18 protein-coding genes are annotated in these 23,253 nt (G+C 66.7%); 10 read left to right on the plus strand and 8 right to left on the minus strand.

Annotation, left to right across the window (positions count from 1 at the left end; translation table 11 throughout):
- The first annotated feature begins 6 nt into the window (after positions 1-6).
- Genes CR156_RS07805 through CR156_RS07815 form a run of 3 tightly spaced genes read left to right on the plus strand, consistent with a single transcriptional unit; the run spans position 7 to position 4,906 of the window.
- Entirely contained in the window at positions 7-1,002 is a 996-nt protein-coding gene (locus CR156_RS07805; RefSeq protein WP_100465219.1) for a carbohydrate kinase family protein, read from the plus strand.
- Positions 999-2,225, plus strand: coding sequence for an AGE family epimerase/isomerase (locus tag CR156_RS07810; protein WP_100552417.1), 1,227 nt, complete (start codon positions 999-1,001; stop codon positions 2,223-2,225). Before CR156_RS07805 ends, CR156_RS07810 begins: the two co-directional genes overlap by 4 nt.
- Before the next feature lie 59 nt (positions 2,226-2,284).
- On the plus strand, positions 2,285-4,906 hold the full coding sequence (locus CR156_RS07815) for a beta-mannosidase (RefSeq protein WP_100552418.1): 2,622 nt from the start codon (positions 2,285-2,287) through the stop codon (positions 4,904-4,906).
- Between the two features lie 129 nt (positions 4,907-5,035).
- On the opposite strand, the gene mtnC is transcribed toward CR156_RS07815, so the two are convergent.
- The 5 genes from mtnC to CR156_RS07840 form a co-directional block, all read right to left on the minus strand.
- Positions 5,036-5,731 carry an acireductone synthase gene (gene mtnC, locus CR156_RS07820; protein WP_100465222.1) on the minus strand — a complete coding sequence of 232 codons (696 nt, stop codon included), beginning with the start codon at positions 5,729-5,731 and terminating at the stop codon, positions 5,036-5,038.
- 3 nt (positions 5,732-5,734) lie between these two features.
- Positions 5,735-6,292 carry a 1,2-dihydroxy-3-keto-5-methylthiopentene dioxygenase gene (locus CR156_RS07825; protein WP_025874787.1) on the minus strand — a complete coding sequence of 186 codons (558 nt, stop codon included), beginning with the start codon at positions 6,290-6,292 and terminating at the stop codon, positions 5,735-5,737.
- A 92-nt stretch (positions 6,293-6,384) separates the two neighbouring features.
- Positions 6,385-7,026 (minus strand): methylthioribulose 1-phosphate dehydratase, encoded by a 642-nt coding sequence (locus tag CR156_RS07830; protein WP_049467062.1) that lies wholly within the window; start codon positions 7,024-7,026, stop codon positions 6,385-6,387.
- 550 nt (positions 7,027-7,576) lie between these two features.
- Positions 7,577-9,004 (minus strand): amino acid permease, encoded by a 1,428-nt coding sequence (locus CR156_RS07835; RefSeq protein WP_100552419.1) that lies wholly within the window; start codon positions 9,002-9,004, stop codon positions 7,577-7,579.
- 97 nt (positions 9,005-9,101) lie between these two features.
- Positions 9,102-10,577: an amino acid permease gene (locus CR156_RS07840; protein ID WP_100552420.1), complete on the minus strand. Its 1,476-nt coding sequence runs from the start codon at positions 10,575-10,577 to the stop codon at positions 9,102-9,104.
- 176 nt (positions 10,578-10,753) lie between these two features.
- Between CR156_RS07840 and CR156_RS07845 the strand changes: the two genes are divergently transcribed.
- Positions 10,754-11,323, plus strand: a complete 570-nt coding sequence (locus tag CR156_RS07845) for an NUDIX hydrolase (protein WP_191077770.1) — start codon at positions 10,754-10,756, stop codon at positions 11,321-11,323.
- 276 nt (positions 11,324-11,599) lie between these two features.
- Here CR156_RS07845 and serA read toward each other — a convergent pair whose 3' ends face one another.
- Complete coding sequence (gene serA / locus CR156_RS07850; RefSeq protein ID WP_089240876.1) at positions 11,600-12,841, minus strand: phosphoglycerate dehydrogenase; 1,242 nt, start codon at positions 12,839-12,841, stop codon at positions 11,600-11,602.
- Between the two features lie 169 nt (positions 12,842-13,010).
- Here serA and CR156_RS07855 point away from each other — a divergent pair, with 169 nt between their 5' ends.
- The 3 genes from CR156_RS07855 (at position 13,011) to CR156_RS07865 (ending at position 16,601) form a co-directional block, all read left to right on the plus strand.
- On the plus strand, positions 13,011-14,399 hold the full coding sequence (locus CR156_RS07855) for an FAD-binding oxidoreductase (RefSeq protein WP_100465227.1): 1,389 nt from the start codon (positions 13,011-13,013) through the stop codon (positions 14,397-14,399).
- 62 nt (positions 14,400-14,461) lie between these two features.
- The gene (locus CR156_RS07860; protein ID WP_100552422.1) at positions 14,462-14,761 is read left to right on the plus strand and encodes a DUF2388 domain-containing protein; all 300 of its coding nucleotides are present in this window, start codon (positions 14,462-14,464) and stop codon (positions 14,759-14,761) included.
- A gap of 40 nt (positions 14,762-14,801) precedes the next feature.
- The gene (locus tag CR156_RS07865) at positions 14,802-16,601 is read left to right on the plus strand and encodes a DUF7844 domain-containing protein (protein WP_100552423.1); all 1,800 of its coding nucleotides are present in this window, start codon (positions 14,802-14,804) and stop codon (positions 16,599-16,601) included.
- On the opposite strand, the gene CR156_RS07870 is transcribed toward CR156_RS07865, so the two are convergent.
- A complete protein-coding gene (locus CR156_RS07870; protein ID WP_100552424.1) occupies positions 16,579-17,646 on the minus strand; it encodes an ATP-binding protein in 1,068 nt (355 codons plus the stop codon). The two genes, CR156_RS07865 and CR156_RS07870, sit on opposite strands and share 23 nt — an antisense overlap.
- Positions 17,646-18,362 carry a response regulator gene (locus CR156_RS07875; RefSeq protein ID WP_089240884.1) on the minus strand — a complete coding sequence of 239 codons (717 nt, stop codon included), beginning with the start codon at positions 18,360-18,362 and terminating at the stop codon, positions 17,646-17,648. The genes CR156_RS07870 and CR156_RS07875 overlap by 1 nt, the downstream gene beginning before the upstream one ends.
- Positions 18,363-18,492: 130 nt before the next feature.
- Here CR156_RS07875 and CR156_RS07880 point away from each other — a divergent pair, with 130 nt between their 5' ends.
- The 3 genes from CR156_RS07880 to CR156_RS07890 are packed head-to-tail and all read left to right on the plus strand — an operon-like array spanning position 18,493 to position 23,206.
- A complete protein-coding gene (locus tag CR156_RS07880; RefSeq protein ID WP_100552425.1) occupies positions 18,493-19,647 on the plus strand; it encodes an efflux RND transporter periplasmic adaptor subunit in 1,155 nt (384 codons plus the stop codon).
- 21 nt (positions 19,648-19,668) lie between these two features.
- Positions 19,669-22,833 carry a multidrug efflux RND transporter permease subunit gene (locus CR156_RS07885; RefSeq protein ID WP_100552426.1) on the plus strand — a complete coding sequence of 1,055 codons (3,165 nt, stop codon included), beginning with the start codon at positions 19,669-19,671 and terminating at the stop codon, positions 22,831-22,833.
- On the plus strand, positions 22,814-23,206 hold the full coding sequence (locus tag CR156_RS07890; protein WP_100552427.1) for a nuclear transport factor 2 family protein: 393 nt from the start codon (positions 22,814-22,816) through the stop codon (positions 23,204-23,206). Before CR156_RS07885 ends, CR156_RS07890 begins: the two co-directional genes overlap by 20 nt.
- The last annotated feature ends 47 nt before the right edge of the window (positions 23,207-23,253 follow it).

The raw sequence follows: 23,253 nt of genomic DNA on the forward strand, positions 1-23,253 counted from the left end.
TCGAAAATGGGTTCCATCGTCTGCTTCGGCGAAATTTTGATCGATCTACTAGCGCAGCCACCGGCCTCGGCCGATACACCGCGCGCGTTCCTGCAGTACGCAGGCGGTGCACCGGCCAACGTCGCGGTGGCCGCCGCACGGCTGGGCGCGAAGACCCAGTTCGTCGGCATGCTCGGCCGCGACATGTTCGGCGACTTCCTGGCGGAGAGCCTGAGCGAACACGGCGTCGGCACCGACTACATCGTGCGCACCGACGCGGCCAAGACCGCGCTGGCCTTCGTGGCGCTGGACGCGGGCGGCGAGCGCAGCTTCAGCTTCTACCGTCCGCCTGCCGCCGACCTGCTGTTCCGTGACAGCGACTTCCAGGCAGGCTGCTTCGATGGCGCGCAGTGCTTCCATGTCTGTTCCAACAGCCTGACCGAAGCGGACATCGCCGAAGCGACGTTCGCCGGCATGGACCGCGCACGCACGGCCGGTGCGGTGGTCAGCCTGGATCTCAACCTGCGTCCGGCGCTTTGGCCGGCCGATGTCGACCCGACACCGCGGCTGTGGCAGGCGCTGGAACGCGCCGACCTGGTCAAGCTGTCGCGCGAGGAACTGGAGTACCTGGCGGCACCGCTTGGCGATGACGGCGAGGCGCTGGTGCTGCGGCGCCTGCTGGCCGCGCAGGCACGCTGGGTGATCATCACCGACGGCGCCGCCACGCTGCATTGGTACACCCGCGAGACGCAGGGCAAGGTCACCAGTTTCCGCGTGCCCACCGTGGACACCACCGCCGCCGGTGATGCCTTTGTTGGTGGCGTGCTGGTCGGGCTGCTGGAGCGGGGTGGGGCGGGTGCGGGTTTTGCCGCGTTCTGCCAGGACCCGCAGGCGATCGCCGCCACGCTGCGCTTCGGCGCCGCCGTTGGCGCACTGGCGGTGACACGGAAGGGCGCGTTCGCTGCGATGCCCTCGTTCGATGAAGTGCAGCAATTGCTGCAGGCACAGGATCTTCCCGCATGAGCACCTCGCCTGATTTCCGTTCCCCGGCCTTCCTGCGCGCGCACATCTCCGACACCATGGCGTTCTACCACCCGCGCTGCATCGACCCGAAGGGCGGCTTCTTCCACTACTTCCGTGACGACGGCAGCATCTACGATGCCAGCCATCGCCACCTGGTGAGCAGCACCCGTTTCGTCTTCAACTACGCCATGGCTTACCGCGAATTCGGCAATGCCGAGTACCGCGATGCGGTCGAGCACGGCGTGCGCTACCTGCGCGAGGTGCATCGCAACCCGGCTACGGGCGGCTACGCCTGGACCCTGCGCGATGGCGTGGTCGAGGATGACATGAACCACTGCTACGGCGTGGCCTTCGTGCTGCTGGCCTACAGCTGTGCATTGAAAGCGGGTATCGAAGAAGCCCGCACGTGGATGGATGAGACCTGGCAGCTGTTGGAAGCGCGCTTCTGGGAAGCGGAGCACGGCCTGTACAGGGACGAGGCCGACGGCCAGTGGAACTTCACCGGTTACCGTGGCCAGAACGCCAACATGCACATGTGCGAGGCGATGCTGGCTGCATTCGAGGCCAGTGGCGAGCAGCGCTATGTCGAGCGCGCGCTGCAGCTGGCCGACAACATGACCCGCCGCCAGGCGGCCAAGGCCGGCGGTCTGGTCTGGGAGCACTACGGCGTCAACTGGAACATCGACTGGGACTACAACCTGGACGATCCCAAGCATCTGTTCCGGCCATGGGGCTTCCAACCGGGGCACCAGACCGAGTGGGCCAAGCTGCTGCTGATCCTGGACCGCCACGTGCAGGCCGACTGGCTGCTGCCGACCGCGCAGCATCTGTTCGATGTGGCCGTGGAGCGCAGCTGGGACGAGGCGCGCGGCGGCCTGTACTACGGCTTCGCACCGGAGTCGCGCCGCCAGCCCGGCATGGACGGCGCGCCGATCGGCGGCGACAGCTTCGTCTGCGACGACGACAAGTACTTCTGGGTGCAGGCCGAGACCCTCGCCACCGCTGCACTGATGGCCAAGCGCACCGGCGATGAGCGCTATTGGCAGTGGTACGACCGTATCTGGGCGTACTCGTGGGAGCACTTCGTCGACCATCAGTACGGCGCGTGGTTCCGTATCCTCGACGCAGACAACCGCAAGTACAGCGACGAGAAGAGCCCGGCTGGCAAGGTCGATTACCACACCATGGGCGCCTGCTACGAAGTGTTGAACGTCGTTCGTTGAACATCGTCCGAATGCAGTAGTGCCAGGCCACGCCTGGCAAAAACAACAGGAGTCCGCACGTGCATCGCCTTCCCCTCGTTGTCCGTCTTCTCCTGCTGCTGATCGCGGCGACCACATTCCCTGCAACCGCCGCACCGCTGCAGGCGCAATGGGAATTCCGCCTGCTGCCCGGCGACGCGCAGGGCGCGGCGCATCCGGGCCTGCAGCAGTGGCGCGCGGCCACGGTGCCGGGCAGCGTGCATACCGATCTGCTGGCGCACGAGCTGATCCGCGATCCCTACGTCGGTGCGCCCGAAGCCGAGCTGCAGTGGATCGGCCTGGCTGACTGGGAGTACCGCGCCCGTTTTGATGTGGACGCCGTCACCTTGGCCAGGCCCAACGCCGAGCTGCGCTTCGATGGCCTGGATACCTATGCCGAGGTGAAGCTCAACGGCAAGCCGCTGCTGCGTGCCGACAATGCCCACCGCACCTGGCGCGCCCGCGTCGAAGGTCGCCTGCGAGCGAAGGGCAATGAGCTTCAGATCGTGTTCCGTTCGCCGATCCGCACGCTGCTGCCGGGCGTGCAGGCGATGCCGCACAAAATCGCAGGCAATTATCCTTCGCCGTACGGCGATGAACCCAAGGACGCGATGGTCGGCAACTTCGCGCGCAAGCCGGCCTACCACTTCGGCTGGGACTGGGGCCCGCGCTACGTGACGGCTGGGGTCTGGCGCGGCGTTGACCTGCAGGCATGGGGCGCGCATCGGTTGACCGACCTGGCCGTACGCACCGATGCGCTTGATGCAGGCAAGGCCAGGCTGGCCGTGGTGCTGCAGATGGAGCAGGGCGCGGTCGCCGGTCCGGTGGCGGTAGACGTTGAGGTGCGTGATCCCGATGGCCGCAGCGTTGCACGGGTGCAGCGCACGGTCGAGCTGAAGCCCAGCCAGAACAGCGTGGAGGTGCCGGTTGAACTGGCCAAGCCGCGGCGCTGGTGGCCGGTCGGCCATGGTGCGCAGGACCGCTACACCGTAATGGCCTCGCTCGACGGTGGTGTCGATTCCACGTTGAAGCGCGAGCAGCGTATCGGTCTGCGCACGGTCGAGCTGCGCCGCGAGCAGGACGACAAGGGAGGGCAGGGCTTCGCCTTCGTGATCAATGGTGTGCCGATCTTCGCCAAGGGCGCGAACGTGATCCCGTTCGATGCCTTCCCTGCGCGTGTTGATGCTGCGCGACTGCGCCAGGTACTGGTCGCCGCGCGCGATGCCAACATGAACATGCTGCGCAACTGGGGTGGTGGTTACTACGAAGACGATGCGTTCTTCGATATCGCCGACGAACTGGGCCTGCTGGTCTGGCAGGACTTCATGTTTGGCGGTGGCATGCAGCCGGGTTACGACCCGGCATTCCGCGCCAGCGTGGTCGCCGAGGCGCGCGACAACGTGCGCCGGCTGCGGCACCATCCCAGCATCGTGCTGTGGTGTGGCAACAACGAAGAAGAAACAGCATGGAAGGATTGGGGCCACGGCCGCGACCTGAAGGCCGCAGATCCGGCGTTTGCAGCGAAGGTCTGGCAGGGTTACGTTGACCTGTTCGGCAACGACCTGCGCCAGGTGGTGAGCGAAGACGGGCTGGGCGTGCCGTACTGGTCCAGCTCGCCGAGCAACGATCTGGACGAGAAGGCCAACGACTCCACCCGCGGTGACAAGCACTACTGGCAGGTGTGGGGCAATCCGGCATTGCCGGTGCAGGCCTATCTGCGCGAGACCCCGCGCTTCATGTCCGAGTACGGCCTGCAGGCCTGGCCTGCAGTGGCGACGGTGGACCAGATCGCTACCCGTGCGGAGCAGCGCATCGACAGTCCGGTGATCCGTGCGCATCAGAAATTCATGGCCGGCGAGGGCAATACGCGCCTGCTGCACTACATCGAGCTGGGCTACGGCACGCCGAAGGACTTCGAGGACTTCGTCTATCTGAGCCAGGTGATGCAGGCCGATGGCATCGCCCTGGCGGCGTTGCACCATCGCGCTTCGCGGCCGTACACGATGGGCTCACTGTACTGGCAGCTCAACGACGTCTGGCCAGGTGCGTCGTGGTCGAGCGTGGACTACTTCGGCCGCTGGAAGGCGCTGCACTTTGCCGCGCGCCGCTTCTTCGCGCCGGTCACCGTGGTCGCGCTGCGCGATGAGGGCAGGACACGCGTGCGCCTGATCAATGACCAGGCCGCGCCGTTGGATGCGCGGTGGCGCCTGCGGGTGATGGACGTGGAAGGCAAGGTACTGCGCCGTCGCGAGCAGGCGGTGACGCTGGTCGCTGCCGGGGTGACCGATATCGGCAATTACGTGGATGCCGAACTGCTGGCCGGCGCCGATCCGGCGCGGACGGTGGCGGTGTTCGAGCTGCTGCAGGGCGGCAGGGTGACGGCGCAGCAGGTCGTTGGGTTCGTCGAAGCTAAGGATCAGGTGCTGCCACGCCAGCAGCTGAAATCAACCCTGACGATCGACGGTGACCACTACCGCCTGCGGCTGCAGAGCGCAGCGCTGGTGCGCGCGGTCTGGATCGATTTCGGCGCGCTCGACGTGCAGGTGGAAGACAATCTGCTGGACCTGCTGCCGGGCGAAACCCGTGACATCGCCGTGCGTGGCCCGGTGGATCTGACTGCGCTGCGTGAGGCGTTGAAGGTGCGCACCCTCAACGATCGTTGAGGGTGGCTGAACCACGTTCTGGTAGGTGTCAACCTTGGTTGACACATCGGCCGTATGCCAACCAAGGTTGGCATCTACCAGGAGCGGTACCCGGTAGCCGATGCCGCAGAGCCCATCGGCGGGCCGCGCTTACAGTTGGATCTGCTGGAAGTTCTCGACGCGATCATGGCCGTTGGCGGCTGCGCCGATGCGCGGCATCGGGTAGTCCTCCAGGCGATCGATCAGGCGTGTCTGCAGGCCGGCTTCGCGAGCGGCGTCCAGTTCCTCGACGACGTCGGACAGGAACAGAATCTCGCCAGCGGGAACGCCGATGGCCTGCACGATGTGGCGATAGCTGTCGGCCTCGCGCTTGCCACCGACTTCGGTATCGAACCAGCCCGACACCAGCGGACTGAGGTCACCGGCATCGCTGAAGCCGAAGAACAGCTTCTGCGCCGGCACCGAACCGGAGGAGTACACATACAGCGGCAGGCCCGAAGCGTGCCACCCCTTCAGCACCGGCGCTACTTCCGGGTAGAAGTGCGCGGTGTAGTCGCCACGACGGTAGCCCGCATCCCAGATCAGCCCCTGCAGGGCCTTCAGCGCGGTGTGCTTGCGGTCCTGGTCGATCCAGCCCTGCAGCGTCTCGGCCACCAGGCTGTCCTGGCAGGCGCCGCCGATCTCGGTGGCGACGGCGTCCAGCCAGCGACGCACCTCCGGCTGCTGGCCATGTTCGGCGACGAAGCCGGGCAGCGCCTGGCGTGCGTACGGGAACAGCACGTTCTTGACGAACGAGATGCTGCTGGTGGTGCCTTCGATGTCGGTCAGGATGACGCGGGGCTGCATTGATCAGGACGCCTGGGTCGGAATGTAACGGGGGAATTTCTGCGCGATGTCGGTGCCGGTGAAGTGACCGACCCAGCCATCCGGCTCGGTGAAGAAGCGGATCGCCACGAAGCTCGGCTCATCGCCCATGTCGAACCAGTGGGTGGTGCCGTCGGGCACGGCGATCAGGTCATCCTTCACGCACTCGATCTCGTAGACCTTGTCGCCCACGTGCAGGGTGAACAGGCCCGAGCCGGCGACGAAGAAGCGCACTTCGTCTTCCTTGTGGAAGTGTTCGTCGAGGAACTTCTTCCTCAGCTCGGCGCGGTTCGGGTTGTCCGGCGCGATCGAGGCCACGTCCACGCTCTTGAAGCCGCGCTCGGCGACCAGGCGGTCGATGTCGGCGCGGTAGGCGGCAAACACCTCGTCCTGGCTTGCGCCCGGGGCGACCGGCGCGGTGGCCTGCCAGCGTTCAAAGGTGACGCCGATCTTCTGCAGTTCGGCAGCGATGATCGCGCCGTCCTGGGTATCCAGCAGCGGCGATTCGGGGTGGGTATCGTCGTAGATGCGCAGTCGGCTCATGGCGGCAGCTTGAACGTCTCGGGGGGAGGACAGGGTAGCAGGGTGGCGTCGATGGCCAGATTCCAGAATGGCATCTGGCCTTACCGGAAACGTCAGCGGCGCAGCTTGCGCAGCTCCAGCTCGCAATGCAGCAGGAACTCGAACGCTTCCATGTGCCGGCGCGCTTCGGCCATGTCGCGGCCCCAGGCGTACAGGCCGTGGCCGTCGATCAGGTAGCCCCACAGGGTCTGCGTGTCGAGCAGGGCGTCGACCTGGGCCGACAGCACGTCCATGTCCTGGGTGTTGGCAAACACGGGGATGTCGATGGCCATCTCGTGGGTGCTGTTGCCGGCGAAGGCCTTCAGCAGTTCGTAGCCCTCCACCCGGATATGCCCCTGCGGCGCATACAGGCGCGAGGCGATGGTCTGCACCGGCGAATGGGTATGCAGCACGCAGCCGATCTCCGGGAAACGGCGATACAGCTGGGTATGCAGCAGGGTTTCGGCGGAGGGGCGCAGCGGGCGGCCGACGGCCTTGCCATCGAAGTCCACCACCATGATGTCGTCTTCGATCAGCCGGCCCTTGTCCTTGCCGGACACGGTGATCGCGGCGTGGCGGTCATCCAGGCGGTGGGAGAAGTTGCTGCTGGTGGCCGGGGTCCAGCCGGCCTGGGCCAGTTCGCGGACGTTGTCGATCAGCAGCTGGGCCAGTTCGCTCAGGCGCGCGGTGTCGTAGGGGAAGGTGGGGGCGTTCATGGGGGCGATTTTACTGGATTCGGCCAACGGCTGAGCCCCTCGTGGCTGGTCGCGTAGAGCGGTTCATGGGGTGGGCGGGGCAGGTGGGCCGTGCAGGGGACGCTGCAAGTACGTCCCTGTAAGCTCGATGGCGCCATCCATGGCGCCAAGGCCCCTGCACGCCCCACCCGCCCCACCCCTGACAGGTTCCTGCGGGCGGCCAGCCACGGAGTGAAGAAGGAAAAGCGAAAGCGGATCGCTTCGCTGCGCTTGCTCGGAGCGGAGCATGGCTCCGCTCTACAGCAGATTCGTCCCCGAGCATTCATTTCCGGGAACGCTTCATCCACGCATGGCGTGGATCTACCGACAGCTGCGTGGACCTGTCGAAGGCGGGGAGGGGGGAGGTTGCGGGGGCGTGAGCCGCATGGATGCGGCGACCGAGCTTACAGGGACGTACTTGCAGCGTCCCCCGCAATCTCACCCCTCCCCGTCAAACCCTCAGAGCCGCCGGTGCCGTTGCTCTGGCTTCAAAGGCAGGTGCAGGGCCGCAGGCCCTGCAATGCAGAAAACCTCACTTCCCCCGCAGGCGGCTGTGCTTGAACCCGTAGAAGAAATAGATCACGAAGCCGACAAACGTCCACACGCCCATCAACATCCAGTTGTGCAGCGTCATCGCCGACAGCAGCGCCAGGCAGCTCAGCACGCCCAGGCTGCAGATCAACCACGCGCCCCGGATGCGGAACGGACGCGGCAGGTCCGGCTGCGTGCGGCGCAGGATCAGTACACCGGCACAGACCGCGGCGAAGGCGATCAGCGTGCCCATCGAGGTCAGTTCACCGAGGATGTCCAACGGGAACAGCGCCGCCAGCAGGGCGATGCCGATGCCGGTGATGACCGTGTTGATATGCGGCGTGCGGTACTTCGGGTGGATCTTGGTGAACACCGGCGGCAGCAGGCCGTCGCGACCCATGATCATGAAGATGCGCGGCTGGCCGATGATCATCACCAGCACCACCGACGACAGGCCGATCAGCGCACCGATCTCGACCACCACCCGCAACCAGCCCAGCTGCGGATGCGCGGCCACGGCGGTCACCACCGGCTCATCGGTGCCCAGCAGCTGGTAGGGCACCAGGCCGGTCATGACCGCAGCCATCGCGATGTACAGCACCGTGCAGATCACCAGCGACAGCATCATGCCGATCGGCATGTCGCGCTGCGGCTTGTGTGATTCCTGCGCTGCCACCGATACCGCTTCGAAGCCGATGTAGGCGAAGAACACCATCGCCGCACCGCGCAGCACGCCTTCCATGCCGTACTTGCCGGGGCCTTCGTTGGCCGGGATGAACGGGGTCCAGTTGCTGGTGTCCACGTATTTCCAGCCGACCACGATCACCAGCACGATCAGGCCGGTCTTGAGGATGACCATGGCCATGTTCATCGCCGACGACTTGCTGATGCCGACGTAGCACAGCCAGGTCAGCAGCAGCACCAGGATTGCGGCAGGGATGTTGGCGATGGCGCCGGTGGGGCGCAGCTGCGCGTCCAACGGGGCGCTGACCAGCGCAGCCGGTAGATGGATGTCGAAATGGCTGAGCAGGCTGAGGAAATAGCCGGTCCAGCTGACCGCCACGGCCGAGGCGGATACGCCGTACTCGAGCACCAGCATCCAGCCGATGAACCAGGCCGAGAGCTCGCCGAAGGTGGCGTAGGTATAGGTATAGGCGCTGCCGGAGACCGGCACCATCGCCGCGAACTCGGCATAGGCCAGGGCGCAGAAGGCGCAGCAGATCGCGGCCAGCACGAACGACAGCATGATGGCCGGGCCGGCGTGGTTGGCGGCGGCCTGGCCGGTGATGACGAAGATGCCGCCGCCGATCACCGCGCCGATGCCGAGTGCGGTCAGACCCCAAGGGCCGAGGTGGCGACGCAGGCTGAGGCCGTTGGCGTCTTCGTGGGCGGCGTGCGGGTGCTTGGTGGCCCACAGTTGCTTGAACATGTGTGGTGGTCTTGTGCGGTGCGCCCCGTGAACGGGCGAGGGCGGAAATGCTTGCGGATATCGACGGGCCGGCGCAGGAGCCGGCCCGTCGGGAGGATCAGGGCGACTTGGCCAGCTTGCTGTGGCGCATGCCGTAGCCGAAGTAGATCAGCAGGCCCAGCACGGTCCAACCCACGAACAGGTGCCAGTGCACCACGAACGCCTGCCAGAACAGGAACAGGCACGACAGCGCACCCAGCGGGCAGATCACCCACACCAGCGGCACGCGGAACGGGCGGTGCAGCTCCGGGCGGGTGTAGCGCAGGATCAGCACGCCCACGCAGACCGTGGCGAAGGCCAGCAGGGTACCCATTGACACCAGCTCGCCGAGCACGTTCAGCGGCACCATGCCGGCCAGCGAGGCGGCGATCACGCCGACCACGATCGTGGCCCAGTACGGCGTGCGGAAGCGCTTGTGGACCTTGCCGAACACCTTCGGCAGCAGGCCATCGCGCGAGATGGTGTAGGCGATGCGGGTCTGGCCCATCATCATCACCAGCACCACCGAGGACAGGCCGGCGATCGCGCCGATTTCCACGGCGGTCTTCAGCCAGGACAGGCTCGGGTAGGCTTCCAGTGCGGTGGCCACCGGCTTGTCGGTGCCCAGCAGGTGGTACGGCAGCATGCCGGTCAGCACCGCGCAGACGATGATGTAGACGATGGTGCAGACCGCCAGCGAGCCGAGCAGGCCGATCGGCATGTTGCGCTGCGGGTCCTTGGTTTCACCGGCGGCGGTGGAGACCGCATCGAAGCCGATGTAGGCGAAGAACACGATGGTGGCCGCGCGGAACACGCCACTCCAGCCGAACTCGCCGGACACGCCGGTGTTTTCCGGGATGAACGGATGCCAGTTGGCCGGGTCCACGTGGGCCGCGCCGATGCCCACGAACAGGCAGATCACGAACACCTTGATGGCCACAATGATCGCGTTGACGAACGCGGACTGGGTCACGCCCACGTACAGCAGGCCGGTCACCGCCGCCACGATCAGTACCGCCGGCAGATTGAACAGCTTGCCGGAGGCGGCGAACTCGTGCCCGTTCCAGGCGATCGGCGCCGCACTCAGCGCGTCCGGGAACGGCATGTGCAGCGTGGTGGTGATGAAGCTGATCAGGTACGCCGACCAGCCCACCGCGACCGAGGCCGAGGCGAACAGGTACTCCAGCACCAGGCACCAGCCGATGAACCAGGCCATGCCCTCGCCGAGGGTGGCATAGGAGTAGGAATAGGCGCTGCCGGAGACCGGCATCATCGCGGCGAACTCGGCGTAGCACAGGCCCGCCAGCGCGCAGGCGATCCCGGCGAACACGAACGACAGCATCACCGCCGGACCGGCGTGGTTGGCCGCGGCCTGGCCGGTGAGCACGAAAATACCTGCGCCGATCACCGCACCAATGCCAAGCATGATGAGGTGTTTCGCCGTGAGGGTCCGTTTCAACGTGGCTTCGCCGTCCAGGCTGCCTTCGATGGGTTCGCCGGCATCGACGTGCCCGGCCGGTTCGACCGGCTTGACCCTCAACAGAGCTTTCAGCATGCAGTACTTCCTGATGATCGGATTGGGAGGGCTGCCGGTACATTGCCAGCGGCCCGAATGGTGAAGGCCGCGCAAACGGCCCGCTGTACCTTAGCCAATGCTGAAGGCACCGCACAAGCGCAAACGCAACAATGAGCGGCGATAATGACCGGTATTTTTCCGGGCACCCCGCATTCATGAGCGAAACCACCGAATCCCTTGCCGTGCTTGACGATCGCCTGCGCCGCCTGCTGCATGACTATGCGCGCAAGGAACCCGCCCACGACGCCCTCGCTGCCGAATTCGGCACATTGATCGACGATGTGGAGGATGCGTTCCGCCGCGAGCGGCTGGCAGGCCATTTCACCGCCAGCTGCTGGCTGGTCAGCGCCGATGGCAAGCGCCTGCTGCTGACCCATCATCGCAAGCTGCAGCGCTGGCTGCAGCTGGGCGGCCACGCCGACGGCGACCGCGACCTGGCCCGGGTGGCGCTGAAGGAGGCCGAAGAGGAGTCTGGCCTGACCGGGTTGGTGCTGGACGATCCGGCGATCTTCGACCTGGACAAGCATTGGATTCCGGAACGCAAAGACGTGCCGGGGCACTGGCACTACGACGTGCGTTTCGTGATCCGTGCGCTGGGCGGGGAGGATTTCGTGCTCAGCGAAGAGTCGCTGGAGCTGGCCTGGCGGCCGGTGGCCGAGGTCGCCGGCGATCCGCAGTCGGATGAATCGATGCAGCGCATGGCGCGGCGCTGGCTGGCGCGCTGAAAAAAGCATCCACGCATGGCGTGGATCTACTGGTCGCGCGATCTCTTGGTAGATCCACGCCATGCGTGGATGGCGCAGTATCCAAACGGGCGCAATGCCAGTAGATCCACGCCATGCGTGGATGGCGCAGTATCCAAACGGCCGCAATGCCGGTAGATCCATGCCATGCGTGGATGGCGCAGTATCCAAACGGGCGTAATGCCAGCAGATCCACGCCAAGCGTGGATGGCGTGGTGCCGGATGCATTCCGCCGGGGCCCGCCCGGCGGCGCGCCACTCAATACAGGATGCGCGTGCGCAACGTGCCCGGAATCGCCGCCAGCTCGTCACGCACCGCGCTGGCCTGTTCCTCGCTGGCGGTGATGTCGATCACCACGTAACCCACCTTCGGGTCGGTGCGCAGGAACTGGCCGTCGATGTTGACGTTGTGCCGCGAGAAGATCTCGTTGACCTTGGACAGCACGCCCGGCACGTTCTGGTGGATGTGCAGCAGGCGCAGGCTGTCGGCGTGCTCGGGCAGGGTCACTTCGGGGAAGTTGACCGCCGACAGGGTGCTGCCGTTGTCGCTGTAGCGCACCAGCTTGGCGGCCACTTCGATGCCGATGTTGTCCTGTGCTTCCAGCGTGCTGCCGCCCACGTGCGGAGTCAGGATCACGTTGTCGTGGCGGGTCAATGGTGATTCGAAGATATCGCCGTTGCCCTTCGGCTCGACCGGGAACACGTCCAGCGCCGCGCCACCGATGTGGCCGCTGGCCAGCGCAGCATCCAGCGCATCGATGTCGACCACGGTGCCGCGCGCAGCGTTGATCAGGTGCGCGCCACGGCGCATCTTCGCCAGCTCGGTGCTGCCGATCATCCACTGCGTGGACGGCGTCTCCGGCACGTGCAGGGTGACGATGTCGGCGCGCGCCAGCAGGTCATCCAGGCTGGCCGCGGCACGGGCATTGCCCAGCGACAGCTTGGTTTCCACGTCGTGGAAGATCACCTGCATGCCCAGCGATTCGGCCAGTACGCCCACCTGGGTGCCGATATGCCCGTAGCCGATGATGCCCAGCACCTTGCCGCGCACCTCATGGCTGCCGCTGGCCGACTTCGACCAGCCACCGCGATGGCATTCGGCGTTCTTCTGCGGGATGCCGCGGGTCAGCATGATCGCTTCGGCGATCACCAGCTCGGCGACGCTGCGGGTATTGGAGTAGGGCGCGTTGAATACCGGAATACCGGCCAGCTCGGCCGCATCCAGGTCGACCTGGTTGGTGCCGATGCAGAAGCAGCCGACCGCGATCAGGCGCTTGGCCTCGGCCAGCACCTCGGCGCTGAGCTGGGTGCGCGAACGGATGCCGACGATGTGCGCCTCGGCGATGCGCGCCTTCAGTTCGTCCTCGGGCAGTGCCTTGGTGTGCGCCTCGATCTGGCTGTAGCCGGCGGCGCTGAACACCTCCACGGCGGTCTGGCTGACCCCCTCCAACAACAGCACGCGGATATCCTGCTTCGGGAACGAGGTCTTCTTCGGCGACATGGGGCGGCACGGCCAGTGGGACAGGGGCTGACCACTATGCCAGATCGCAACGCCCATGGTGCAGTGCGCAATTGGTTGCAACTGCAGCTATTGATGGCGCTGCAGGGCTGGACGCTGGGCCCGGCCGCTGGCACGCTTGCCCGTTCTTCACGCACCGCGCTGGACCGTCATGACCGATTCCCGCATCGCCTCGTTGCAGCAGGCCTGTCCCGGCCTGAAGCTGAAGACCGACCCTGCCGACCTGGAGCATTACGGGCGCGACTGGACCCGGCGCTGGACGCCGGCGCCGCTGGCGATCGCGTTGCCGGCCACGGTGGAAGAAGTGCAGGCGGTGATGCGCTGGAGCGCGGCCGAAGGCGTGGCAGTGGTTCCGTCCGGTGGTCGCACCGGCCTGTCCGGCGGCGCGGTGGCGGCCCATGGCGAGCTGGTGCTGAGCCTGGAACGGATGAACAAGGCGCTGGACTACGATGCCGTCGACCGTACCCTGGTGGTGCAGGCCGGCATGCCGTTGGAGGCGCTGCACAACGCCGCGCTGGAGCACGGCCTCATCTATCCGGTGGACTTCGCTGCACGCGGCTCGTGTTCGATCGGCGGCAACATCGCCACCAATGCCGGTGGCATCCGGGTGATCCGCTACGGCAATACCCGCGAATGGATCGCAGGACTGAAGGTGGTCACCGCCACGGGCGAACTGCTCGAGCTCAACAAGGGCCTGATCAAGAACTCCAGCGGCTACGATTTCCGCCAGCTGCTGATCGGCTCGGAAGGCACCCTGGGCGTGATCGTCGAGGCCACGGTGAAACTCACCGACCCGCCGCCGGCCAGCAACGTGATGCTGCTGGCGCTGCCCAGCTTCGACGTGCTGATGCAGGTGTTCGCCGCCTTCCGCGCGCGACTGCAGCTGCAGGCGTTCGAATTCTTCACCGACCGTGCGCTGGAGCACGTGCTGTCACACGGCGCGCAGGCACCGTTCGATGAAGTACACCCCTATTACGTGGTGACCGAATTCGCTGCCGGCGATGAAGCGCAGGAAGCTGCGGCAATGGCCGCCTTCGAAGACTGCATGGGCAATGGCTGGGTCAGCGACGGGGTGATCAGTGCCAGCGATGCCCAGGCGGCGCAGCTGTGGCGCCTGCGCGAGGGCATCACCGAGGCGCTGGCGCGCTACAAGCCCTACAAGAACGATGTCTCGGTGCGGATCTCGTCGATGCCGGCGTTCCTGGCCGAGACCCAGGCGCTGATCGGCGACGCCTACCCGCATTTCGATGTGGTCTGGTTCGGCCATATCGGTGACGGCAACCTGCACATCAATGTGCTCAAGCCGGATGACACCAGCGATGCCGACTTCGTGACCCAGTGCGAGCACGTGACCAAGCTGCTGGCGCAGGTGCTGGCGCGCTTCAATGGCAGCATTTCGGCCGAGCACGGCATCGGCCTGGTCAAGAAGGGCTACCTGGACAGCACCCGTGGCCCGGCCGAGATCGGGCTGATGAAGGCGGTCAAGCGCGCGTTCGATCCCGAAGGGCGGCTGAATCCCGGAAAGTTGTTCGACCTTTGACACGGGCAAAGACTTCACCCAGCCGTTACGCTCCACCCACCCAATCGATGAACTCCCTGACCATGATCCGTCCGCTTCTGCTGGTTGCCCTGTTGTCCCTGCCGCTGGCCGGCTTCGCTTCGAGCTTTGCCGGCACCTCGGCCGGGTCGGCGACGGGCGCTTCTTCGGGTTCCTCGGGCAGCAGCTCGGGCGATGACAAGGTGGTGCTGGCTGCACGCGATGATGCGGCGGCTTTTGTCGCCAGCGATGGCCAGATCCGTGGCGCACGCCTGCAGGCGGCACTGGTGCACCTGCGCGAGCACGATGCAGCTGCACAGCAGCAGAGCGACCTGCAGCTGGCGCGCGCGCTTCTGGCGCGTTGATCCAGCGCCCGGGTAGTGCCGGCCGCTGGCCGGCAACCTCATGACATCTGTTCGGAGCGCAGCCACGCATGGCGTGGCTCTACTGCTGATCGCTCACGCTGCGCATGCGGCTGAGCGCCTGCAGCTGGACCCGACCGGGCTGAGCCCGGCGCAGCAGCAGGTGGCGACGCAGACACTGAGTGATGTGCAGTCGCTGCTGCCGGAAGGCCTGCTGCGGGCATTGCCCGCGCAGGTAAAGGTCGGCTGGCGTGACGACCTGCCCGCGAACGTACATGGCCGTGCCTTCGCCGGACGCATCGCGCTGCGTCGCGACCTGCTGGATGATGACGTGGCCGGTGCCCGCCGCGCGCGGCGTAGCGCGCTGGTGCATGAACTGACCCATGTCGCCGACCGCACTGTTGCGAACTGGTCGCGCAGCGCCCGCTGGCGTGACCTTGCAGGTTGGCAGCGCAAACCCTGGCACCTGGGCCGTGGCGACAACGCCTTCCGCGACCGCAGTCCCGATGCCTATGAACTGACCGACCCGACCGAGTACCTGGCGGTGAACGCCGAACACTTCGTGCTCGATGCCGAGTTCGCGTGCCGGCGCCCGGCGCTGGCGCAATGGTATCGCGCACACTTCGGTACGCCGCCATCGTTGCCTGCGCCGCACTGCGCGGGCACCGTTCCGTTGCTGCAGGCCGACGCGGAAGAGGGCGCCGCGTCGCTGCTGGCACTGGACCCGGCCCGCGTCTACGCCGTGGACTATCTGTTCGCCGAAGGCAGTGCGCAGCCGATGAGCCGCTGGGGCCACAGCATGCTGCGACTGGTGATCTGCCGTCCTGGCCGCGCACCGGGACCGGACTGCAGGCTGGACCTGGAGCATCACCGGGTGCTGTCCTTTCGCGCCTTCGTCGGCGACGTGCAGATTTCCAACTGGCGCGGCCTGACCGGTGGCTATCCTTCGCGCCTGTTCGTGCTGCCGCTGCAGCAGGTGGTGGACGAGTACACCAAGGTCGAACTGCGCGGACTGGCCTCGCTGCCGCTGCAGCTGGACCGCAGTGAGATCGCCAGCCTGCTCGAGCGCACTGCACAGGTGCACTGGAGCTATGACGGCCGCTATTACTTCGTCAGCAACAACTGCGCGGTGGAGACGGCGAAGTTGCTGCAGGCAGGTGTTCCGCGTCTGGGCGAAGCCGGCCTGGCACAGCTGAGCCCGCGCGGGCTGCGGCGACGGCTGGCGCGGCTGCACGCCCTGGACGAGCAGGTGCTGGCCGATCCCGCGCAGGCACAGGCGCAGGGCTACTACTTTGCGTCCGCGCGCGATCACTTCCAGCAGTTGTTCTCGGTTGCCGCAGCGCAGATGGCATTGCCGGCGCGCGATGTGCGCGCATGGCTGGCGCTGCCGGCGCAACAGCGCGCACCGTGGCTGCTGCGCGGTGATGTGCGTGCCAGCGCCGGCCTGCTGTTGTTGGAACAGGCGGCGCAGCGGCGCGCGGAACTGCGGTCACGCGACGCACTGAAGCGACGGTTGCTGGCCGACCCGGACAGCGCGGCCACCCGTTCGCTGCGTGCGTTGCTGGAACAGAGCGGCCAGTGGTTGCGCCCGGGCCAGTTGCTGGCCGACGCTGGTTACGGCCTGCCGCAGGCGGAAGAACAGGCGGAAGTTGCACGGGCAGTGGCCGCTGCCAGCGCACAGACGGTACCCGCCTGGCAGGCGCTGCGTGTGCAGCTGCGCGCGCAGTTGCCGCCATCACAGCAGCGCGAGCTGGATGACATCGACCGCAATCTCGCTGTGTTGGGTGCGCGGGTGCGTGAGCAGGCCGCCGAAGTGCCGCCTACTGGCGCGGCAGCTCGATGACGAAACGACTGCCTCCGGCCGTGCCCGGCGTGCAGTAGACCTGGCCGCCGTGCGCATCGGCGATGGCCTTGACCACCGCCAGGCCGAGGCCACTGCCGCCGCCCAGGCGCGATCGTGAGCCGTCGCCGCGCATGAACGGATTGAAGATGTCCGCGTGCAGGGTCGGGTCGATACCGGGGCCTTCGTCCTCGATCGCCACCTGCACGTGGGCCACGGTGTCATGCACGGCGATGCGTACCTTGCCCGGGTTGGCATAGCGGCGCGCGTTCTCCAGCAAGGCCAGCAGCGCCTGCCGCAACCGCGTCGGGTCGCAATGGGCGGGGTGCTCTTCGCGGCTGGTTTCCAGCTCCAGCACGAAGCCGGCGCTGCGGAAGGCAGGATCGACCAGGGTCATCACCGAATGCACTTCGGCCACAACGTCGGTGCGGGCGCGGCGCACATCGAGGCGGGCATTGTCGGCCAGGCTCAGTACCCGCAGGTCCTCGATCAGCCGCGACAGGCCCTCGACCTGCGCCAGCAGGCTGCGGAACTGCGACTCATCAGGCTGGAACACGCCTTCGGCGAGGCCCTGCAGGCGGCCGCGCAGGATTGTCACCGGCGTGCGCAGTTCGTGGGCGATGGCCGCGTGCCACATTACCCGTTCGCTTTCCATGTGCTGCAGGCGGCGCGCCATCGCATTGAAGTCGTCCACCAGCGCTGCGACCTCGCCGGGGGAGTTGGCCTCGGCCGTGGCGCGCGCGCCGAGATCGCCGCCGGCCAGCGCACGTACGCTGTCCACCAGTGAATTGAGCGGCGACAGGATGCGATGGGCCAGACGGAACGAGGCGGCGATCGCCAGCGCCAGCCCGGTCAGGATCACCCCGACCATCCACGCCAGTTCAGGCCCAGTCGGCAGCCATCCTTCCGGCTCTTCGGCGCTGGCCGGGAAGAACTCGATCAGTACCGCATACAGCAGCCACGAAGAGAGGATCACCATCACGATGACGCCGACGACCATCAGCGACATCGACACGATGATGTGCCGGCTGAGCCCGGAGCGGCGCATCAGCGGTCTGCCATCAGGCGGTAGCCGACACCGCGCACGCTGGCCGGAATCTGGGTGAGGCCCACTTCGTCCAGTTTGCGCCGCAGCTTGCTGACATGGCTGTCCACGGTGCGTTCCAGCGCTTCGCTTTCCGGCAGGCATTCGTGCATCAGCTCGCTGCGACTGAAGATCCGTGACGGCGCCAATGCCATGCAATGCAGCAGCTTGAACTCGGTCAGCGTCAACAGCAGCTCGTGGCTGTAGCCGTCGCCTTCCACATGCACCGCGTGGGTGGCGGTGTCGATCAGCAGCGGGCCGACGCGCAGGGCACTGGGCGCATCCGCCCGCGAACTGCGCAGCGTACGCCGCAGTACTGCGCGAACGCGTGCCGCCACCTCGGCGGGGTTGAACGGCTTGACTACATAGTCATCCGCGCCCATCCGCAGTGCGGTCAGCTTGTCCAGATCCTGGTCCAGCGCGGTCAGCATGATGACCGGCGTTTCGCCGCGCTGGCGCAGCTGGGTCAGCACGCTCCAGCCATCCAGCCGCGGCAGCTGCACGTCCAGCAGTACAAGGTCCGGGCGCATGCTGCGATGCATGTCCAATGCAATCTGGCCATCGGCCGCACGCAGGGTGCGCAGGCCCTCGCGTTCAAGGTAGGCGGCAAGAATGTCGGCGATCTCGGCTTCGTCCTCGACGATCAGGACCAGCGCCGCGAGGGCAGGGGAGGCATGCATGGCAAGGCGAGGCCGGAAGGTGCTTGCCCTCCATCGTATCTCCACAGTTCCTCCATCGAAACCCCATCATCGCCACGCACACTGCGCGCTTCATGATTCGTCAGCCGCGTCTGCGGCACTGTGCACAGCAATGAGAACCTTCAGGACTCCGGTCGCGCTGGTCGCGACCTTCGCCTTGGCCATGACGGCCTGCTCCCGCCCCGAACCCACCGTCGAAGCCGTGCCGCGTGTCAGCGTGGTTACGGTCGGCCCGCAGGTGGTGCAGCGTGATGATGAACTGCCCGGTCGGGTGGCGGCGGTGCGCACCGCGCAGATCCGTGCGCAGGTCGGCGGCATCGTGCAGCGCCGGATGTTCGAGCAGGGCGCGGAAGTACATGCCGGGGAGCCACTGTTCCAGATCGACCCGGCGGCGTTCCGCGCCGACGTCGATTCGGCGCTGGCGGCCCTGCAGCGCAGTGAGGCCGCCCTCGGCCGCAGCCGGGTGCAGTCACAGCGGCTGCAGGCACTGGCCGCCGCGCAGGCGGTCAGCCAGCAGCATCGCGACGATGCCAGCGCCGAGCACGAGCAGGCCCGCGCAGCAGTCAACGAGGCACGCGCGATCCTGGCGCGACGCCAGCTCGATCTGCGCTATGCGACGGTCAGTGCACCGATCGATGGCCGCATCGACCAGGCATTGGTGACCGAAGGCGCGCTGGTCGGCGTCGCCGATGCCGAGCCGATGGCGGTGGTGCAGCAGATCGACCAGGTCTATGTGGACGTGCGCCAGCCTGCATCGCAGCTGCAGTCCCTGCGGCGCGGTGCGGTGGACGGCGAGCTGCCGGTGACGATCATCGGCGCGGCGGGTACGCCGCTGCCCGAGCGCGGCCGGCTGTTGTTCTCCGGTGTCAATGTCGATGCACGCACCGGCGATGTGATCCTGCGCATCCTGGTCGACAACCCTGAGCGGCAGCTGTTGCCGGGCATGTACGTGCGTGCGCGGGTGCCGCGCGGTGCGCCGGCCAGCGCGCTGCTGCTGCCACAGCAGGCGGTGCTGCGCAGCGCCGGTGGCCAGGCCTATGCCTGGGTCATCGCCGCCGATGGCAAAGCAGTGATCCGCACGCTGGAGGTGGACGGTAGCGTCAACCGGCAATGGTTGGTGCGGCATGGCCTGAAGGCGGGCGAGAAGGTCGTGGTGGAAGGCCAGGAGCGCCTGCAGGAGGGCGTGCTGGTCGATCCGCGCGACTGGCAGGTGCCGGTCGCCAGCGCCAACGCCAACGCAACGCCGACACCCGCAAGCCAGGGCTGAGCCCTTCCAGGAACCTACGACATGGCTCGTTTCTTCATCGATCGCCCGGTGTTTGCCTGGGTGCTGGCGATCTTCGTCATTCTGGCCGGCGTGCTGGCCATTCCGCGGCTGGCGGTTGAGCGCTATCCGGCGGTCGCACCTCCCAGTGTCAGCATCTATGCCAGCTATCCCGGCGCCAGCCCGCAGACGTTGAATGACGCGGTGGTCGGCCTGATCGAGCGTGAGCTGTCCAGCGTCAAACACCTGCTGTACTTCGAATCGTCGGTGGACACCTCCGGCGAAGCGTCGATCACCGCGACCTTCAAGCCCGGTACCGATCCCGAGCTGGCACAGGTGGACGTGCAGAACCGGATCAAGGCGATCGAGCCGCGCCTGCCACGCAGCGTGCGCCAGAACGGCCTGTTCGTGGAGGCTGCCGACTCGGGGTTCCTGATGCTGGTGGGCCTGCGCTCACCCGATGGCAGTGTCAGCGAAGCGGCGCTGGGCGATTTCATGGCGCGCAACATCATCGAAGAGCTGCGGCGCATCGACGGCGTCGGCCGCGTGCAGTTGTTCGGTGCCGAACAGGCGATGCGGATCTGGCTGGACCCGACCCGGCTGACCGGCTACGGCCTGACCATGGGCGATGTGGCCAGCGCGATCGAGCAGCAGAACCTGGAGATCGCGCCGGGTCGCATCGGCGATTCGCCCGGTGTTCCCGGCCAGCGCATCACCGTGCCCTTGAGTGCCGAAGGCCAGCTGTCCACGCCCGAGCAGTTCGCAGCGATCGTGCTGCGCGCCGGTGCCGATGGTTCGCGGGTGCTGCTGGGTGACGTCGCCCGGGTCGAGCTGGGTGCGCAGAGCTATGCCTGGGGCACGCGCGAAGACGGCTATCCGGCGACGGCCGCCGGCGTGCAGCTGCGCCCCGGTGCGAATGCGGTGCGCACCGCCACGGCTGTGCGCGAACGCATGGCCGACCTTCAGCCGCTGCTGCCGCACGGTGTTGAGTCCAGCATTCCGTTCGACACCGCGCCCTTCGTCAAGGTATCGATCCAGAAGGTGCTGCAGACCCTGGTCGAGGCGATGCTGCTGGTGTTTGCGGTGATGTACCTGTTCCTGCAGAACTGGCGCTATACGCTGATCCCCGCCCTGGTCGCGCCGATCGCGCTGTTGGGCACCTTTGCGGTGATGCTGGCACTGGGTTTCTCGATCAACGTATTGACCATGTTCGGCATGGTGCTGGCGATCGGCATCATTGTTGACGACGCTATCGTGGTGGTCGAGGGCGTGGAGCGGATCATGGCCGAAGAGGGCCTGCCGCCGCGCGAGGCCACGATCAAGGCGATGCGTGAGCTGACCGGTGCGGTGATCGGCATCACCCTGGTGCTGACCGCGGTATTCATCCCGATGGCGCTGGCCAGTGGCTCGGTCGGTGCGATCTACCGCCAGTTCAGTGTGGCGATGTCGGTGTCCATCCTGTTCTCGGCACTGCTGGCGCTGAGCCTGACCCCGGCGTTGTGCGCGACGCTGCTGCGCCAAGGCACGCGTGGTCACCATGGCCGCGGCGGTGTGTTCGGTGCGTTCAACCGTGGCTTCGAGCGGATGACCGGGCGTTACCGGCAGGGCGTGGCGGCGGTCCTTCGGCGCAGTGGCCGGGTGATGGGCCTGTTCGCTGCCTTGCTGGTGGCACTGCTGATCGGCCTGCATTGGTTGCCGGGTGCGTTCCTGCCTGAAGAGGACCAGGGCTATTTCATGACCTCCATCCAGCTGCCGGCCGAAGCAACCGCCGAACGCACGCTGGCGGTGGTCGAAGCCTACGAGCAGCACGTCGCCTCGCGGCCGGCGATCGCGTCCAACCAGGCCATCCTCGGCTACAGCTTCTCCGGTTCCGGCCCGAGCGCAGCACTGACCTACACCATGTTGAAGGACTGGGGTGAGCGCGGCGGCAGCACCGCAGCAGACGAAGTAAAGGCGGCGCAGCAGGCCATGGCGACTGTGCCGGAAGGTGAGGTGATGAGCGTGATGCCGCCGGCCATTGACAGCCTTGGCCGATCCTCCGGGTTCTCGTTGGCGCTGCAGGCACGTACCGGGCAGGGCCAGGCCGAGCTGCGGGCCGCCCTGCAGCAGTTGCTGAAACTGGCAGAGGCCAGCCCGCTGCTGGCCGAAGTGCATGCCGATGGCCTGCCGGCGGGCAGCAACGTGCGCCTGGACATCGATCGGGCCAAGGCCGAGGCGATGGGTGTGGCGTTCACCGACATCAGTGCAACGCTGTCGGCGGCGATGGGCTCGCAGTACGTCAACGACTTTCCCAATCGCGGGCGCATGCAGCAGGTGATCGTGCAGGCCGATGCGCCGCACCGGATGCAGCTGGAGGACGTGTTGAAGCTGTATGTCCGCAACAGCGAGGGCGGCATGGTGGCGTTGTCCGAACTGGTCACCGCGCACTGGACCGAGGCGCCGCTGCAGCTGCAGCGTTACCTGGGGTTCCCGGCATTGAACCTGTCCGGCGCACCCGCCAGCGGGGTCTCCACCGGTCAGGCGATGATCGAGATGGAGCGCCTTGCACGGCAGCTGCCGGCGGGCTTTGCCCTGCAGTGGACCAGCCAGTCGCTGCAGGAGCGTGAGTCCGGCGCACAGGCGCCGTGGTTGCTGCTGCTGTCGATGCTGGTGGTGTTCCTGGTGCTGGCGGCGCTGTACGAGAGCTGGTCGATTCCGCTGGCGGTGATGCTGGTGGTGCCGTTGGGCCTGCTCGGCGCCGTTGCTGCAGTGCTGCTGCGCGGGATGCCCAATGATGTGTTCTTCAAGGTCGGCATGATCACGGTGATCGGGCTTTCGGCGAAGAACGCGATCCTGATCGTCGAGTTCGCCCGCCAGCTGCAACAGCAGGGACGCGGCCTGGTCGAGGCGACCATCGAAGCGGCACGCCTGCGGCTGCGGCCGATCGTCATGACCTCGCTGGCGTTCGCGCTGGGTGTGGTGCCGCTGATGCTGGCGCAGGGTGCTTCAAAGGAAACGCAACAGGCCATCGGTACCGGCGTGTTCGGCGGCATGGTCAGCGCGACCGTGCTGGCCGTGTTCTTCGTGCCGGTGTTCTATGTGGTGGTGCAGGGCGCGCAGCATTGGCTTGCGCAGCGCCTGCGCCGACGCCGGCCGACGCCGGGAGGAAGCGTGGATGGAAAGCAGGTGGATGGAAAGCAGGAGCCCTGAGGGCCTGTACGAGGCGCAGCTGCGCGTGCTGGAGCAGCAGCTGCGGGATGCGCTGCTGGACGGCGACCATGGCGCAGCCACTGCGCTGCTGTCACCGGTGTTGTTCATGATGGACGGACAGGGCGGTCGGATGCTCGAACTGCCCTGGCTGAGGGACTGGCGGCAAGGACGCCTGCAGATTCTTGCGCTGCAGGTGCATGCAGTTGAAACATTGCTGTGTGGACGCCTGGCATTGTTATCCGGCGATGTTCAGCTGCATGTGCACTGGCTGGGACGCGAACACGTGCAGCGCTTTCGCCTGTTGCGCGTCTGGACAAGCGCTTCCAGTGCCAGCGGCGCGCAGCTGCTGTCGATGGCGGTGCTGGCAGGCTGAACACGGTCATGCAGCTTTCAGGCCCCGTTTGCGCGCAGATGGTAGGG

This window comes from Stenotrophomonas lactitubi (genome assembly GCF_002803515.1).
Lineage (GTDB): Bacteria > Pseudomonadota > Gammaproteobacteria > Xanthomonadales > Xanthomonadaceae > Stenotrophomonas > Stenotrophomonas lactitubi.

Coding starts and splice junctions, on each gene's coding strand:
- CR156_RS07805 (WP_100465219.1), top strand. CDS start 7: ATGGGTTCCATCGTCTGCTTCGGCGAAATTTTGATCGATCTACTAGCG.
- CR156_RS07810 (WP_100552417.1), top strand. CDS start 999: ATGAGCACCTCGCCTGATTTCCGTTCCCCGGCCTTCCTGCGCGCGCAC.
- mtnC (WP_100465222.1), bottom strand. CDS start 5,731: ATGCAGCCCCGCGTCATCCTGACCGACATCGAAGGCACCACCAGCAGC.
- CR156_RS07825 (WP_025874787.1), bottom strand. CDS start 6,292: ATGAGCCGACTGCGCATCTACGACGATACCCACCCCGAATCGCCGCTG.
- CR156_RS07830 (WP_049467062.1), bottom strand. CDS start 7,026: ATGAACGCCCCCACCTTCCCCTACGACACCGCGCGCCTGAGCGAACTG.
- CR156_RS07835 (WP_100552419.1), bottom strand. CDS start 9,004: ATGTTCAAGCAACTGTGGGCCACCAAGCACCCGCACGCCGCCCACGAA.
- CR156_RS07840 (WP_100552420.1), bottom strand. CDS start 10,577: ATGCTGAAAGCTCTGTTGAGGGTCAAGCCGGTCGAACCGGCCGGGCAC.
- CR156_RS07845 (WP_191077770.1), top strand. CDS start 10,754: ATGAGCGAAACCACCGAATCCCTTGCCGTGCTTGACGATCGCCTGCGC.
- serA (WP_089240876.1), bottom strand. CDS start 12,841: ATGTCGCCGAAGAAGACCTCGTTCCCGAAGCAGGATATCCGCGTGCTG.
- CR156_RS07855 (WP_100465227.1), top strand. CDS start 13,011: ATGACCGATTCCCGCATCGCCTCGTTGCAGCAGGCCTGTCCCGGCCTG.
- CR156_RS07860 (WP_100552422.1), top strand. CDS start 14,462: ATGATCCGTCCGCTTCTGCTGGTTGCCCTGTTGTCCCTGCCGCTGGCC.
- CR156_RS07865 (WP_100552423.1), top strand. CDS start 14,802: ATGACATCTGTTCGGAGCGCAGCCACGCATGGCGTGGCTCTACTGCTG.
- CR156_RS07870 (WP_100552424.1), bottom strand. CDS start 17,646: ATGCGCCGCTCCGGGCTCAGCCGGCACATCATCGTGTCGATGTCGCTG.
- CR156_RS07875 (WP_089240884.1), bottom strand. CDS start 18,362: ATGCATGCCTCCCCTGCCCTCGCGGCGCTGGTCCTGATCGTCGAGGAC.
- CR156_RS07880 (WP_100552425.1), top strand. CDS start 18,493: ATGAGAACCTTCAGGACTCCGGTCGCGCTGGTCGCGACCTTCGCCTTG.
- CR156_RS07885 (WP_100552426.1), top strand. CDS start 19,669: ATGGCTCGTTTCTTCATCGATCGCCCGGTGTTTGCCTGGGTGCTGGCG.
- CR156_RS07890 (WP_100552427.1), top strand. CDS start 22,814: ATGGAAAGCAGGAGCCCTGAGGGCCTGTACGAGGCGCAGCTGCGCGTG.